The organism is Mesorhizobium loti, from assembly GCA_014189435.1.
GTDB classification, from domain to species: Bacteria; Pseudomonadota; Alphaproteobacteria; order Rhizobiales; family Rhizobiaceae; genus Mesorhizobium; species Mesorhizobium loti_G.
In genome coordinates this window covers 3,863,593-3,876,298 of the sequence record CP050293.1, presented here as the reverse complement: position 1 = coordinate 3,876,298, position 12,706 = coordinate 3,863,593, and the positions used below count along the sequence as shown (strand labels likewise).

Genomic DNA, 12,706 nt, shown 5'->3' with positions numbered 1-12,706 from the left:
GCAACGTCACGATGCCCCATTGTTCGAAGATTTCCCCGTGTTACGGTTGTCGACCAGTTCGACATTTGCCTAATCGTGCTTTCTTGTTGGCTAAGGTAGCTCGGGGCGATTGCCTTCATATGAGATGGCAAAAGAAAGTCACTTTTGTCCAATGTCGCCGATTAAGTTCAAGAAAATCGGGACCAGCCGCACGATTGTATCGGGACACTTACACCGTTTGATTTCAGGGCGAACTAGCGATCGCAGCCGCCTATGAGCGAATGCAAGGCAACCCCAGGGGGATAAGATGACTTACGTCGGCGTGCTCGTGTTCCTGCATACCCTAGTCAGCTTGGTTGCAATCGTTGCCGGGATCATCGCGATAATAGAAATGTTCGGAGGCAAAAGATCTAGTTTTGCCACTGATTTTTTCCTGCAAACGGCCGGGTTCACGAGTATCACTGGATTTCTTTTCCCATTTCACGGCGTGACACCTGCAGTGATAGTAGGGATCGTGGCGCTCGTCATATTAGCAGGAGTGCTTGTTGCACGTTCGCGATTTCATTTTGCCGGTGCGTGGCGCGGCATTTACGCCGCAGGAATGACTGCGAGTGTCTATCTCTTGGTATTCGTCGGAATAGTGCAAGCTTTCCAGAAGATTCCAATTCTGAATGTCTTTGCACCTACCGGAACTGAAATTCCTTTCGTCATGACACAGGGTGTCACCCTCTTGATCTTCCTCGTTGTAGGCGCCCTTGCAGTTCTCCGCTATAAACCGGCAGTCGCACTGTCTTAAACAGTTGATTTTATTTGGAAAAAAATCTGGCTGGGGCGCCAGGATTCGAACCTGGGAATGTCGGTACCAAAAACCGATGCCTTACCACTTGGCGACGCCCCAATTGCCGTCAGAGTCGCTTGTGCGGCGCGTTATTAGCAGAGCAGCCGAAAAGCACAATCCTTATGAGCGATGGTCAAAACGTCCAATCGGGCAGCTAACGCAGCTGCCACCAAAGGGCATGCGTGCGGGCTATTCGGACCACACCGCCATCTCGTTGCCGGCCGGATCGACGAAGTGGAAGCGCCGGCCGCCGGGGAACGGGAAGATCGGCTTGATGATCGTGCCGCCGGCGCTTTCGACAGCGCTGAGGGTTGCTTCCAGATCCCTGCTGTAGAGCACAGGCAGCGGCTTGGCGGGCGCTTCCTCGGCATCGGCCTGGAAGCCGCCGTCCAGCCCCTCGGCAAAAGCCGAATAGGTCGGCCCATAATCGGTGAACGACCATGCAAAGGCGGCGCTGTAGAAAGCCTTCAGCCGGTCCAGCGTTCCGCCGGTCGCCGGCATTTCCAGATAGTCGAGTTTTCCGGACAGTTTCATGCGACACCTATTTGTTCCTGTTATGTTCTATTCCAAAAGCCCCGGAAAGGCAAGTCTTTTTGACGCATCTTTGGACACAGCTTTTGCTTAATCGATTGTAGGGGCCGTACGGCTTGCCGACGCCTTGCCTTTCGCACTGCAGCATCATATCGCTCCAAAGTCGGGACACGGCGGAACTTTCCGTTTCGCCAATCTTTCCAATCTCCTGCAACCGGAGAGCAAAGCATGACCAAATGGGTTTTCACCTTTGGCGATGGCGCGGCAGAAGGCCGCGCCGGCGACAAGAATCTGCTGGGCGGCAAGGGCGCCAACCTGGCCGAGATGTGCAGCCTGGGCCTGCCGGTGCCCCCGGGCTTCACCATCACCACCGAGGTCTGCAACGCCTATTATGCCAATGGCCGTACCTATCCGGACGGGTTGGAAGCCGCTGTCGCGGTTGCGCTCGATCATATCGGGTACCTGACCGGCCGTCGGTTCGGCGATCCGTCGAAACTGCTGCTGGTGTCGGTGCGTTCGGGGGCTCGCGCCTCGATGCCCGGCATGATGGACACCGTGCTCAATCTCGGGCTGAACGACGAGACGGTCGAGGCGCTCGCCGCCGATTCCGGCGACGCGCGCTTTGCCTATGACAGCTATCGCCGCTTCATCCAGATGTATTCCGATGTCGTCATGGGCCTCGACCACGAGGTGTTCGAGGAAATCCTGGAGGACCAGAAGGGCGGGCTGGGGCATGAGCTCGACACCGAACTGACGGCGCTCGAATGGCAGGGCGTCATCGCGCTCTACAAGGCCAAGGTCGAGGAGGAACTTGGCAAGCCGTTTCCACAGGATCCGCACGAGCAGCTGTGGGGCGCGATATCAGCCGTGTTCTCGAGCTGGATGAACAACCGCGCCATCACCTACCGGCGTCTGCACGATATTCCCGAAAGCTGGGGCACGGCGGTCAATGTCCAGGCCATGGTGTTCGGCAATATGGGCGAAACCTCGGCCACCGGCGTCGCCTTCACCCGCAACCCGTCGACCGGCGAGAAGATGCTTTATGGCGAGTTCCTGGTGAACGCGCAGGGCGAAGACGTTGTCGCCGGCATCCGCACGCCGCAGAACATCACCGAGGCGGCGCGCATTGCCGCAGGCTCCGACAAGCCATCGCTGCAGAAGCTGATGCCGGACGCATTCCAGTCCTTCGTCACCATCTCCGACAGCCTGGAAAAGCACTACCGCGACATGCAGGATCTCGAATTCACCATCGAGCGCGGCAAATTGTGGATGCTGCAGACCCGCTCCGGCAAGCGCACAGCCAAGGCGGCGCTGAAAATTGCCGTCGAGATGGCGCGTGACAAGCTCATTACGAAAGAGGAGGCGGTCGCCCGCATCGATCCGGCCTCGCTCGACCAGCTGCTGCATCCGACCATCGATCCCAAGGCCGCGCGCGACGTCATCGGCATCGGACTGCCGGCGTCGCCCGGCGCTGCCACCGGCGAGATCGTCTTTTCCTCCGGCGACGCCGAGGAGCTGAAGACGCAAGGCCGCAAGGCGATCCTGGTGCGCATCGAAACCAGCCCCGAGGACATTCACGGCATGCATGCGGCGGAAGGCATCCTGACCACGCGCGGCGGCATGACCAGCCACGCCGCGGTGGTGGCGCGTGGCATGGGCAAGCCTTGCGTGTCGGGGGCAGGTTCACTGCGCGTCGACTACAAGGCCGGTACGCTGATGGCGATGGGCTCGACCTTCCGCAAGGGTGACATCATCACCATCGATGGCAGCAACGGCCAGGTGTTGAAGGGCGCCGTGTCGATGTTGCAGCCCGAACTTTCCGGCGATTTCGCCGCCATCATGGAATGGGCCGACGCGGTGCGTCGCATGAAGGTGCGCACCAATGCCGAAACGCCGCTCGACGCGCGCATGGCGCGTTCCTTCGGCGCCGAAGGCATCGGGCTTTGCCGCACCGAGCACATGTTCTTCGACGGCGAGCGCATCGTTGCCATGCGCGAGATGATCCTGGCCGACACCGAAAAGGACCGGCGCACGGCACTCGCCAAGCTCCTGCCCATGCAGCGTTCTGATTTCCTCGAACTGTTCGAGATCATGGCGGGCCTGCCGGTGACGATCCGCCTGCTCGATCCGCCGCTGCACGAATTCCTGCCAAAGACTGAAGCTGAGGTGGCCGAAGTCGCCGCCGCCATGAATGTCTCGCCGGACAAGCTCAGGCAGCGCACCGAGGCCCTGCACGAGTTCAACCCGATGCTCGGCCACCGCGGCTGCCGTCTGGCCGTCTCCTATCCCGAGATCGCCGAGATGCAGGCGCGCGCCATTTTCGAGGCGGCTGTCGAGGCCGGCAAGAAGGCCGGCGCGCTTGTGGTTCCCGAGATCATGGTGCCGCTGGTCGGCCTGGCGAAGGAGCTCGACTACGTCAAGGCGCGCATCGATGCCGTTGCCAAGAGCGTCATGGAGGAAACCGGCGTCAAGATCGACTATTTAACTGGCACGATGATCGAGCTGCCGCGCGCGGCCATCCGCGCCCATGTGATTGCCGAGTCAGCCGAGTTCTTCTCCTTCGGCACCAACGACCTGACCCAGACGACATTCGGCATTTCGCGCGACGATGCTGCCTCGTTCCTGGAGACCTATCGTCAGAAGGGCATTATCGATCAGGATCCGTTCGTCTCGCTCGATATCGACGGCGTCGGCGAACTGGTGCGCATGGCTGCCGAAAAGGGCAGGGCGACGCGGCCCGACATCAAGCTCGGCATTTGTGGCGAACATGGCGGCGACCCGGCCTCGATCCGCTTTTGCGAAGAGGTCGGTCTCGACTACGTGTCGTGCTCGCCCTATCGCGTGCCGATCGCCAGGCTGGCGGCCGCGCAGGCTGCGGTGCTGGTCGCGAAAGCAGGCCGCGGATAGGGTCCATCCAGCTTACCATTTTGTAAGACAATTCACGCGAACGTGCTGATGGCATTGCGTAGTCTCGACATTGTTGCCGCCCAATTTGCGGACGTCCCGCCAATTGCTCCCGGAAACAGATGTTGCAGAGTTCACCCGCACCGTTCCGCTCGATCCTGGTCATTCAAACAAAGTTCATAGGAGATCTCGTCCTCGCCTCGGCGCTTGCACAGAATTTGCGGCTCGAATTCCCCGGCGCCAGGCTGGTGTTTCTGTGCGAGGCTCGCTTCGAGAGCTTCGTGATCGCCCATGGCATCGCTTCCGAGGTGGTCACGTTCCGGCGCGCCCGCATGCGCGCCGCCCCCTGGAGCGTGGGAAAGAGCTTTACGCCATGGTGCGGGCGTTGCGCCGCTACCGCTTTGACCTGACGATCGACCTGACCGATTCAAAGACGTCGCGCATCATCTCCGGGTTCGTTAACGCACCGACCCGCGTCGGCTACAATCCGACCGAGAGACCCTTGCGTATGCTGGAGCGGCAGCCCGCCAATGTCTTTGCCAAGCCGTACGGCTTTGATGGCCAGCATTTTCTGTACCGCTACCTCTCGCCGCTCGAAGCGCTCGGCATCGAACTTCGCACGGTGATTCCGAACATTCAGCCGCTGCCGCTGGAGACGGCGAAAGCCTTGGCGCTGCTGGGCAAGCACCATCTGCGGCCAAACGCTTTCATCGCCGTGCATGCGGGCGCGAGCTTCGAGGGGCGACGTTGGCAGCCGGAGCGGTTTGCCGCGACGATCGACGAAATTGCAGGCGAAAGCGGATTGGACATCGTCCTGGTGGGTGGCCCGGACGAACACAAGATTGCTGAACATATAATCGCCAGCACAGTCGCGCCGGTCGTCAATCTCGTTGGAACGCTTTCGCTCGAAAGTCTGCTGGCGGTGCTAAAACAGGCCCGGTTGTTTCTCGGGAATGAGAGCGGCCCGATGCACATGGCCGCTGCCACTGGGACCCCGGTTGTCGGGCTGTTCGGTTTGACGCGTCCGTCGCGCTGGGGTCCCGTCGGCGTCCCCAGCATCTCGCTCCAGCCGCCGATGCCCTGCGCCTGCGTGGCCAGGGGCCTCTGCCGCGCGCCGGATCCCAGCAAGGCCTGCTGCGTCTGGGGCCTGGAGGTCAAGCCTGTCGTCGACGCAGTGCGCGAGGTTCTGTCGCGCACCGAAATGAGACTGGAGCGCGCCATCTGAGATCACGCGCCGCGCGCACCACCGCGATCGCAATCGTGGAATGGCCTGTTCACCACATGAACGGTCAAATTGTCGCGCCGGGCGCTTTTCTGCTATGCAGCATCCCGATTTCCGCCTTCATGCGGGTCTTGGGATACCTGCTTGAAATGACCGGTCAGGAATTCGGTTTGATGCGCCTGCTGCAAAAAAATCTCTGCATGATCGCCATGTCGTTGGCGATGGTATCCGCCGGCCATGCCGCGCCGCTCGTCGAGCCGACGCTGCACATCAGGCCGCAGGCGAGCGGCGCCGGCCGTGTTGCGCTCACGCTCGATGCCTGCGGCGGACAGACCGACAACCGGATCCTTTCGGCGCTGGTGGACAACAAGATCCCCGCCACCATTTTCGTGACCGGCATCTGGCTGAAGCGAAACGCCGCCGCCGTCGAGATCATGCGGGCGCATCCCGATCTGTTCGAACTGGAAAATCACGGCGGCCATCATATCCCGGCGGTCGATACGCCGCAGAAGATCTACGGCATCCGCAGCGCCGGCAGCCCGGATGCGGTGCTGGCCGAGGTTGAGTCGGGAGCGGCCGCTCTTGCCAGGACCGGCGAGCCGGCGCCGAAATGGTTTCGTGGCGCGACCGCCGAATACAGCCCGTCGGCAATCGCCATGATCCGCAAGCTCGGCTTCAAGATCGCGGGATTCTCGATAAACGGCGACGGTGGCTCATTGCTTGGCGCCAAGGAAACCGCGCGGCGCATCGCGGCGGCCAAGGACGGTGACGTGATTATCTCGCACATCAACCAGCCGACCCATGCGGCCGGCGAAGGCGTGGTGCAGGGGCTGCTGGCGCTCAAGGCCAGGGGTTTGACCTTTGTTCGGCTCGACGATGCCGACGGCGTCGGCAATCACGGCACCACCGACTGACCGCACCTTCGTCATCCCAGGGCGCAGCAGGAGCGAAGCTCCGTCGCGGAGACCCTGGGATCCATGCCGTTACCTCCATCGAGGAATGCAGCGGAGCAGAACCCTGCACCGCGGCAGCGCTCTGGAGTCACGGCATGGATCCTATGGTCTGCGCCGCGTCGCTTCGCTCCTTGCTTCGCCATAGGATGACGATGCAACGGGCGTTTTGGCTAACTTTCAGCGATGCGGCTGGCCAACACAACAGCGTTCGCACATGCCGGGAAGAGTTCGAAAATCGCTCAGGCCGGCGTGGCTTCGATCGTGACCTTGCTGGCGTAGAATGCGCCGTGGTTGCGGATTTCAGCCATTTCGTCGAAAGGCCGTTCATAGGCCCACATGGCGTTCTGGCCGGCCTCGCCGGCGGGCAGCACGCTCCAATAGCTTGCGTCGCCCTTGTAGGGGCAATGGGTCGAATGTTCGGTGCTGGTGAGCTTGCCGAAATCGATGTCGGCGAACGGAATGTAGAAGGCCGCGGGATAGGGGGTCTCGCTCAGCACCTTGGCGTTCGTCGATGAAGCGATGACCACGTCTCCGGCACGCACGGTGACGGTGCCGGCATAGGGCTCGATGGTGATGACCTTGTCGGGATTGCGTTGAAAACCGGGGGCGGGGTTGGCGATCTGATCCATGCGGGGTCTCCTTGCGTCGACTTTCAGATGTGTCGCGCAAGCGCGTTGTTCAAGGCCCGCTGTCGCCATGCAACACGCAAACACCTACCCAGGCCGGCACTGACGGATCGCGCCTCCGAAGATCCTTGAACTGCTTGCCGGAAACGGTCAGGCGGCAGCCTTGAACACGTCCATGAGACCGGCATAGGCGGCTGCGATGCCGGCCACCGGGTTGCTGCTTCTTGACACGGTTTCGACCTTCAACGGGCCGCCGCCGGTCGGCAAGGTGAGCAGCAGGAACTGGCGGTTGCCGCCATTGCCGACGGATGCGGCCGCGACGTGCTGGCCTTCGCCCTGGTTCTGGACGCACATCTTGAACAGCAGCGTGCCGCCGACCGCTTCGAGCGCGCCGCCGACAACTTCAACAAATTCATCTTCGGAAACAGTCTTTGTATCCGGCACCAGATCGGCCAGACTTTCGGCAAGCGTACTCTCGAGAGCCTTGTCGTCGAGCTGCGCGTCCATGCGAACCTCTTTCAGTCGCCAATCGCACCCCTTTGCCCGTTAACGAAACTTAACGCCGACGATGGCCGGATTGTGGCGGTTGTCCCTGTCATGTCGATCAATGCAGCGCTCGGCCGTGCGGGGTGACTGGACAATCCGCCCGTTCGCTCCACAATGGCCCGAAAAGCACGACGCAAAAGCGTGAGGGAGGACCGAATGCTGGGACTGATGCAGGAATGGCCGCTGCTTTGCCACAAGCTCATCGACAATGCCGAGCGGCAGCATGGCGTGCGCGAGATCGTATCCCGCTCGATCGAGGGGCCGATCGTGCGCACCACCTACGCCGACATCCATCGTCGCGCCCTGAAGGTCGCCCAGCGGCTGGAGCGTGACGGCTATCGCTTGGGCGACCGCATCGCGACGCTGGCCTGGAACACCGCGCGCCACATCGAGGCCTGGTACGGCATCATGGGCATCGGCGCCATCTACCATACGCTCAATCCGCGGCTGTTTCCCGAGCAGATCGTCTGGATCATGAACCATGCCGAGGACAAGGCAGTGTTCGTCGACCTGACCTTCCTGCCGCTGCTTGAGAAGATTGCCGGTGCCGTCAAGTCGCTGAAACAGGTGATCGTGCTGACCGACAAGGCACACATGCCGCAGACGACATTGCCCAATGTGGTCGCCTATGAAGACTGGCTTGATGAGGTGGATGGCGACTTCGCCTGGAAGACCTTCGACGAAGGCACGGCGGCCGGCATGTGCTACACGTCGGGGACCACGGGCGATCCGAAGGGCGTCGTCTACAGCCACCGTTCGAACGTGCTGCACGCCATGATCGCCGCCATGCCCGACGCCATGGGCCTGTCGTCGCGCGATACGATTTTGCCGGTCGTGCCGATGTTCCACGCCAATGCCTGGGGCCTTGGCCAGAGCGGGCCGATGATCGGCGCCAAGCTGGTCATGCCTGGCTGCAAGATGGACGGCGCCTCGATCTACGAACTGCTCGACACCGAGAAGGTGACTTTCAGCGCCGCCGTGCCGACCGTCTGGATGATGCTGCTGCAGCATCTGGAGGAGACCGGCAAGAAGCTTCCCTATCTCAACAAGGTCGTCATCGGCGGCTCGTCCTGCCCGCGCGCTATCATGACGAAGTTTCAGCAGAACTATGATGTCCAGGTCATCCATGCCTGGGGCATGACCGAAATGTCGCCGCTCGGCACGCTGTGCACCTTGAAGCCGGACTACGCCGGTCTTGAGGGGGAAGCCCGGCTCGATGTCCAGCAGAAACAGGGCTACCCGCCCTTCGGCGTCGAAATGAAGGTGACCGACGACGACAACAATCCGCAGCCCTGGGATGGCAAGACATTTGGCCGCCTGAAAGTGCGCGGGCCTGCGGTTGCCCGCGCCTACTATGGCGGCGCCGGCCTGGAGCAGTTCGACCAGGACGGCTGGTTCGACACCGGCGACGTCGCTCACATCGACGCCGGCGGCTATATGCAGATCACCGATCGCGCCAAGGACGTCATCAAGTCCGGCGGCGAATGGATTTCGACCATCGACCTCGAGAATCTGGCCGTCGGCCACCCCGATGTGGCGGAGGCCGCAGCCATCGGCGTCCATCATTCGAAATGGGGCGAACGGCCGTTGCTGGTGGTCGTTCGCAAACCGGGCAAGGAACCCAGCAAGGCTGATATTCTCGACTTCATGGATGGCAAGGTGGCCAAATGGTGGATGCCGGACGATGTCGCCTTCGTCGGCGAAATTCCGCACACCGCCACCGGCAAGATCCAGAAGATCACCTTGCGCCAGCAGTTCAAGGACTATCGCTTGCCGACGGATTGACGGGATGGTGCGTGTTTCGGCTTCATGCCATCGCAAAAAGGCACTAGAGCAATTCCAGGAAAAGTGTGAAACGGTTTTCCCGGGAAAAGCGCTTAGCGCTTTCCCTTGGGAATTGCGTCAAAACAAAGAGTTAGAACGGTTCGCCGTTTCCGTGAAACGGTGAACTGCTCTAAGTGTCCGTTCGGGTTGGGGCAGCACAGAAAACAATGGTTAGTATTCCCGAACGGCAAACGTCGAAGGCGGCCGGATGGTCGCGCCGCACGGCCGCTTTTTCGTTGGTGCTGCTGCTGACGGTCTTCGTCGGCCATCGCTTCGATCTCGTCGAAACGCCGGTCTTCCTGTGGGTGCTGGGCATCGTCGCGCTGCTGGCGGCTCTGGCGCTGTTGTTTGCCGGGTTCGCCTTTTCGCGGCTGTGGAACTTCGGCGACCGCGGCGGTCGCGACCTGACGGTCGGCGCGCTCTTGGCACTGCTGGTGCTCGCGCCCTATGGCGTTGCCGCCTACTGGGCGACGATCTATCCGCCGCTCAGGGATATCTCGACGGATTTCGACGAACCGCCGGCACTCGACGTGAGCGACCGGACCAAGGACATGAACGTGCTCTCCCCGTCGACGCCTGGCGAACAGAGGCTGCAGACCGACAGCTATCCGCTGGTCAGCGCACGCAGCTACGACCTGCCGTTCGAGACTGTCGTCAATGCCGTTGAAACCGTCCTCGACCGGCGCAACTGGGATCTCTCGGAACCCTATCCCGACCTCGCCGGGCAAAGCGACGTGACCATCACCGCGGTCGCCAAGGGCTTTGTGCTCGGCCTTCCCGCCGATGTGGCGATCCGCGTGACCGACGATGGCGATACGGTCATCGTCGATATGCGGTCAGCTTCGCGATACGGCCGCTCCGACCTCGGCGACAATGCCGCGCGCATCACCGATTTCCTGGCGGAACTCGACCAGGAGGTTGCCGGCCAGGTCGGCGCGGCCCCGACCGAGTGATGTGCAGACGGTCTGCGTCCAGGCGGATTTGCCCGCGCCGCGGAAATGCGGCTTGAGTCTGCCAAGGGACTTATTCGGCAGGCTCATATCTACCCTGCAGCAAGATCGTCGCCACCGGCCCCTGCGGATTGGCGATCCGGCTCTCCAGAACCTCGACAAGTTTGCGTCCGACACTCGCCATGTCCACAAAATGAACTCCAATCTTCGCCGGCAGGAAGCGTGCAAGCCGCGTGCTGTCACGAGTGACGATGTGGACGTCACGGCCAGGCTCAAGACCCCGCTTGCCGAGAGCGTGTAACGCTCCCAGAAGGCCCAGTTCGTTGGCGCACGCCAGACCCGTCGGCGGATCTGACGACGCCAGCAGGCGATCGAACCAGGCCGCGCTCGATTCCATGGTGAACATGCCATGACCGATCAGCGATTGGTCGATCGGAATACCGGCCTCGGCCATTGCCCTTCCATACCCAGAAAGACGCATGGCGCTCGCCTGATCCTTCGGAACGAGAAGTTGCAGCGCAATGCGTCGACAGCCCTTGTCCATGAGCCGTCGGGTCGCCTCGTAGGCAATCTGTTCATTGTCGATATCGACATAAGGATACGCGGTATCCAGATCGGTTCTTCCAAACGCGACGAATGGCATGCGTTCGTCCAGCAGCAGCTTGACGCGCGGATCAGCCGACACCAGGCGCGTGATGATCAGTCCGTCTGTGCTGCGCGCCTGAAGCTGCCGCTGCACGCTCTCGACTGGATCGTCGTCGGGCGTGGTGGAATAGATGGACAGACTATAACCCGCCTGCCGCGCCGCCAGCGTCATGCCTTCGATCAAAGGAAGCTTCAACAGATCGGAAAGGTAGTCGCGTGTCTCCATTGGGAGCACTGCCGTCAGCGTCAGGGTTCGTCCGGTTTTCAGCGCGCGACCATGATGATTTGGGACATAGCCGACCCGCTTCGCCGCCTCCTTGACGCGGGCTATGGTCGAGGGCAGCACTTCCGGCCCATCCTTCAGAGCACGGGACACCGTGGTCACCGAAAGGGAAAGTTCCGCCGCGATCTGTTTTAGATTGGCCATATCGCCCGACTCATTTGCGAGAGCGCCGGCTGATCTTGCTGGGCATCGCAACGTTACCGGATTCGATCCGAGGGTCAAACCCAGGCTCACCGAACCGAACGAACCTGCCTGGCACCAGCTTGACTCGCGGATTGTTTTCAGCAATCGTAACGTTACGATTAACAAAAAGCCGATCTTATTGGCGTTTTGATGAATCTGGAGGAGGAGAAACTATGTCCCGTTTACTACGCATTTCCCTGGCAGCGATCGCGGTCTCGGCTGCCTTGCCCGTCTATGCCCAGACAGTCACCATCACCACCGCGGGCGGCGACTATGGCAACGCCATTAAGGAGGCCATGTGGGCCCCCGCTGCAAAAGAGCTCGGCTTTGATGTCCGCGAGGAGACGCAAAGCGACGGCCTGGCCGCGCTGAAGATGCAGGTCACTTCGGGTGCGATCACCACCGACATCATCCATCTCGGCTCGCCGGAAGGCGCGCAGGCTGCCGCGCAGTCGCTGCTGGAGCCGCTCGACTACAAGATCATCGATCCCAACTCCGTGCCCGCTGGCGCGAAGTCCGACTACTGCTATCCGTTCGACTCCTATGGCACCGTCATGTCGTGGAACACCAAGACCTATGGCGAGAATCCGCCGAAGACCTGGGCCGAGTTCTGGGATGTTGCCAAATTTCCGGGCCGTCGCGCCCTGCGCGCCAATGCGCAGGACCTGATCGAAATCGCGCTGCTCTCCGATGGCGTGGCGCCGGCGGACGTCTATCCCACGCTCAGCACGGCGGACGGCTTGGAGCGTGCCATCAAGCGGCTTGAAGCGATCAAACCGAATGTCTCGGTCTGGTGGACCTCGGGAGCGCAGTCGGCTCAGTTGCTGAAAGACGGCGAGGCGGATCTGGTCGTTACCTGGAACGGCCGGGCGCAGACCGTGAAAGCCGATGGCGGCACGGTTGACTACACGTTCAAGGGTTCGGTCATCGGCACGGACTGCCTGGCGGTGCCGAAGGGAGCGCCGAACAAGGAAGCAGCCATGAAGCTCATCGCGGCGATGACACAGCCCGCGCGCGTGGCGAAGCTGACCGACTTCATCGCCTATGGCCCGGTCAATCCTGCCGGCTATGAGGGTGGCCTTATTCCCGGGGACCGTCTGAAGACCCTGGCGACCGCGCCTGAAAATGCCGGCACTTCGGTGTTCTCGAATGCGGACTGGTGGGTCAAGAACGGCGAGGCCGCCCAAAAGGCCTTCGATGAAATGATGAACCGCTGAGTCTC

10 protein-coding genes, 1 tRNA gene and 1 pseudogene are annotated in these 12,706 nt (G+C 61.5%); 7 read left to right on the top strand and 5 right to left on the bottom strand.

From position 1 onward, the window contains the following. Positions 1–286: 286 nt before the first annotated feature. Positions 287–775 (top strand): hypothetical protein, encoded by a 489-nt coding sequence (locus HB777_19020; GenBank protein QND65792.1) that lies wholly within the window; start codon positions 287–289, stop codon positions 773–775. A 27-nt stretch (positions 776–802) separates the two neighbouring features. Here the strand turns inward: HB777_19020 and HB777_19015 are convergent. Both HB777_19015 and HB777_19010 read right to left on the bottom strand, forming a co-directional pair. Next, positions 803–877 (bottom strand) — tRNA-Gln (locus tag HB777_19015). Between the two features lie 129 nt (positions 878–1,006). After that, complete coding sequence (locus HB777_19010; protein ID QND65791.1) at positions 1,007–1,351, bottom strand: VOC family protein; 345 nt, start codon at positions 1,349–1,351, stop codon at positions 1,007–1,009. A 225-nt stretch (positions 1,352–1,576) separates the two neighbouring features. Here HB777_19010 and HB777_19005 point away from each other — a divergent pair, with 225 nt between their 5' ends. From HB777_19005 to HB777_18995, 3 genes and pseudogenes are all read left to right on the top strand, one after another. Then, positions 1,577–4,255 (top strand): pyruvate, phosphate dikinase, encoded by a 2,679-nt coding sequence (locus tag HB777_19005; protein ID QND65790.1) that lies wholly within the window; start codon positions 1,577–1,579, stop codon positions 4,253–4,255. Positions 4,256–4,374: 119 nt separating this feature from the next. Beyond that, a pseudogene (locus HB777_19000) lies at positions 4,375–5,477 on the top strand (glycosyltransferase family 9 protein). A gap of 170 nt (positions 5,478–5,647) precedes the next feature. Further along, positions 5,648–6,388 carry a polysaccharide deacetylase family protein gene (locus HB777_18995; protein QND65789.1) on the top strand — a complete coding sequence of 247 codons (741 nt, stop codon included), beginning with the start codon at positions 5,648–5,650 and terminating at the stop codon, positions 6,386–6,388. A 278-nt stretch (positions 6,389–6,666) separates the two neighbouring features. Here the strand turns inward: HB777_18995 and HB777_18990 are convergent, their stop codons facing one another. Both HB777_18990 and HB777_18985 read right to left on the bottom strand, forming a co-directional pair. Further along, positions 6,667–7,056 carry a DUF427 domain-containing protein gene (locus HB777_18990; GenBank protein QND65788.1) on the bottom strand — a complete coding sequence of 130 codons (390 nt, stop codon included), beginning with the start codon at positions 7,054–7,056 and terminating at the stop codon, positions 6,667–6,669. Between the two features lie 147 nt (positions 7,057–7,203). Beyond that, positions 7,204–7,560 (bottom strand): hypothetical protein, encoded by a 357-nt coding sequence (locus HB777_18985; GenBank protein QND65787.1) that lies wholly within the window; start codon positions 7,558–7,560, stop codon positions 7,204–7,206. A 195-nt stretch (positions 7,561–7,755) separates the two neighbouring features. Between HB777_18985 and HB777_18980 the strand changes: the two genes are divergently transcribed. Continuing rightward, positions 7,756–9,384: a fatty-acid--CoA ligase gene (locus tag HB777_18980; protein ID QND65786.1), complete on the top strand. Its 1,629-nt coding sequence runs from the start codon at positions 7,756–7,758 to the stop codon at positions 9,382–9,384. Between the two features lie 206 nt (positions 9,385–9,590). After that, on the top strand, positions 9,591–10,376 hold the full coding sequence (locus tag HB777_18975) for a DUF1499 domain-containing protein (protein ID QND65785.1): 786 nt from the start codon (positions 9,591–9,593) through the stop codon (positions 10,374–10,376). Between the two features lie 70 nt (positions 10,377–10,446). Here the strand turns inward: HB777_18975 and HB777_18970 are convergent, their stop codons facing one another. Next, positions 10,447–11,445 (bottom strand): substrate-binding domain-containing protein, encoded by a 999-nt coding sequence (locus HB777_18970; GenBank protein QND65784.1) that lies wholly within the window; start codon positions 11,443–11,445, stop codon positions 10,447–10,449. A gap of 212 nt (positions 11,446–11,657) precedes the next feature. On the opposite strand from HB777_18970, the gene HB777_18965 reads away from it, so the two are divergent. After that, the gene (locus HB777_18965; GenBank protein QND65783.1) at positions 11,658–12,701 is read left to right on the top strand and encodes an ABC transporter substrate-binding protein; all 1,044 of its coding nucleotides are present in this window, start codon (positions 11,658–11,660) and stop codon (positions 12,699–12,701) included. The last annotated feature ends 5 nt before the right edge of the window (positions 12,702–12,706 follow it).

What these genes read in the sequence shown, in the direction of transcription:
- HB777_19020 (QND65792.1), top strand. Translation starts at nt 287, where the DNA reads ATGACTTACGTCGGCGTGCTCGTGTTCCTGCATACCCTAGTCAGCTTG.
- HB777_19010 (QND65791.1), bottom strand. Translation starts at nt 1,351, where the DNA reads ATGAAACTGTCCGGAAAACTCGACTATCTGGAAATGCCGGCGACCGGC.
- HB777_19005 (QND65790.1), top strand. Translation starts at nt 1,577, where the DNA reads ATGACCAAATGGGTTTTCACCTTTGGCGATGGCGCGGCAGAAGGCCGC.
- HB777_18995 (QND65789.1), top strand. Translation starts at nt 5,648, where the DNA reads ATGCGCCTGCTGCAAAAAAATCTCTGCATGATCGCCATGTCGTTGGCG.
- HB777_18990 (QND65788.1), bottom strand. Translation starts at nt 7,056, where the DNA reads ATGGATCAGATCGCCAACCCCGCCCCCGGTTTTCAACGCAATCCCGAC.
- HB777_18985 (QND65787.1), bottom strand. Translation starts at nt 7,560, where the DNA reads ATGGACGCGCAGCTCGACGACAAGGCTCTCGAGAGTACGCTTGCCGAA.
- HB777_18980 (QND65786.1), top strand. Translation starts at nt 7,756, where the DNA reads ATGCTGGGACTGATGCAGGAATGGCCGCTGCTTTGCCACAAGCTCATC.
- HB777_18975 (QND65785.1), top strand. Translation starts at nt 9,591, where the DNA reads ATGGTTAGTATTCCCGAACGGCAAACGTCGAAGGCGGCCGGATGGTCG.
- HB777_18970 (QND65784.1), bottom strand. Translation starts at nt 11,445, where the DNA reads ATGGCCAATCTAAAACAGATCGCGGCGGAACTTTCCCTTTCGGTGACC.
- HB777_18965 (QND65783.1), top strand. Translation starts at nt 11,658, where the DNA reads ATGTCCCGTTTACTACGCATTTCCCTGGCAGCGATCGCGGTCTCGGCT.